The organism is Campylobacter felis, from assembly GCF_030250085.1.
In the GTDB taxonomy this organism is placed as follows: domain Bacteria; phylum Campylobacterota; class Campylobacteria; order Campylobacterales; family Campylobacteraceae; genus Campylobacter_D; species Campylobacter_D upsaliensis.
Map to the genome: position 1 here is coordinate 1 of NZ_JANURX010000035.1, position 1574 is coordinate 1574.

At 34.6% G+C, this 1574-nt stretch carries 3 protein-coding genes; 1 reads left to right on the forward strand and 2 read right to left on the reverse strand.

Translation table 11 applies throughout. The features are described 5' to 3' along the window. Positions 1–374 (reverse strand): DUF2920 family protein (locus NYG92_RS09095; RefSeq protein WP_289234207.1); only part of this gene is annotated, 374 nt, incomplete at its 3' end. Continuing rightward, positions 340–918: a DUF2920 family protein gene (locus NYG92_RS09100; RefSeq protein ID WP_289234208.1), complete on the reverse strand. Its 579-nt coding sequence runs from the start codon at positions 916–918 to the stop codon at positions 340–342. The genes NYG92_RS09100 and NYG92_RS09095, both read right to left, overlap by 35 nt. A 62-nt stretch (positions 919–980) precedes the next feature. On the opposite strand from NYG92_RS09100, the gene NYG92_RS09105 reads away from it, so the two are divergent. Continuing rightward, positions 981–1574, forward strand: a 594-nt coding sequence (locus tag NYG92_RS09105) for an AMP-binding protein (protein ID WP_289234209.1), incomplete at its 3' end; no start/stop codon positions are given.

Here is a 1574-nt window from a genome sequence, read left to right on the forward strand (position 1 = left end):
ACATAAATGGGTTTGGGATAGTTTGCTTGAATTTCAAGGTGCTTTGGCTCTAAAATATAGCGGATTTTTCTTCTTGCAGGGGAGAAAAAATTAGGCGAATACCGATTAGAAGTCCAAAAGGTTTTATCAAAACAATGCAAATTTATCTCTTTATAAGCCGTGCCTACGGATATATGCTTCATATAATCAATTTCTTTACCAAAGCCTATAAAACGCCAAGGAAATTTCGCATAGCCTGAATTATCTATGACCCCATCTATCGCCCAAGGAGCGATTTTGCTTACTAAATGTGCTAAGTAGCCTCCGTGAGATGAGCCGATTAAAATAACAGGTAAATTTCTAATGCTTACCCCCCCCCGTGCTAAAAGGAGCATTTTTTTGCACATAAAAAAGAGTGTTTAAAATGTCAAGGGCGGACATAATGCCAAAATTATTATATTCATTTCTCGCAGGTTTTAGAGTGGCTGTAAGTGTGGGGTGAAAGCTATCATTAAGTCTTTTTTGCTGCTTAAGTTTAAGAATTTGTGCGTTGATAAGCTCTAAAAGTGCGGTAAGGGCTTCTTTGGAATTAATGGAGTCTAAAGGAGGCGTTTTAAAATGGATATTTTTACAAAACTCATCTATAATCATTTTATCGATTTCATCTAAGAAAAAATCTACTCCAGTAAGAGAGCGATTACCTATGCAGTGGTAATTCACGCTCACAACAGCTGCTTCAAATTCGCTTGCTACAAACCCAGCTAAATGCTCTCTATAATTCTCATCAGCATCCGCACCAAGCCCGGGAATGATGAAAATAAGGGCTTTAATTTCTTTTTCATCATCATAACAAAGCCTAAATTCCAGCTTACTTTCCCTCTTAATCCCAAGTTCTACATCATCACAGCTTTTAATAAGGTAGCTTTTATCCACAAGCATTTTTTGCCTTTTGTTTTGAAATTTAGATTATTATACAAAAAAACGATGAAAGGCTAGAAAAGATGATATGTCATATTGATGACTTTTTACAAAAAAGTGTGAAAAAATTCCCACAAAAAATGCTTTTTAAGGAAATGGGGGGAGTAAGTATAACTTATAAAGAATTTGATGATTTAAGTCAAAAGGTAGCTAGCAAACTTTTAAACACTCTCACACCCACTTTTACACAAAGTCCCATTTTAATCATCTTACCTAAAAGCATTAACACGCTTATTAGTTTTTTTGGCGTGGCAAAGAGTGGGAATTTTTACACACTCTTAGATGAAAAAATGCCCCTTGAAAGAATAGAAAAAATCATTAAGGTTTTAAAACCTAAGGCTTTCATCACTTCAAAAAATTTAAATTACAAGCTTGATTTACCTACACTTTATACAGAAGATTTTGAAAGCTATGAAAGAGATGAAGAGGCTTTAACAAAGGCAAGATTAAGACATATTGATACAAATTTACTTTATGTCTTTTTTACAAGTGGTAGCACAGGGCTACCTAAGGGAGTAAGCATAAGTCATAAAAGTGTGATTGATTATGCTTTTTGGGTGAGTGAGGAGTTTGAGTTTGATGAAAATGAAATCATAGCTAACCAAGCGCCGCTTTAT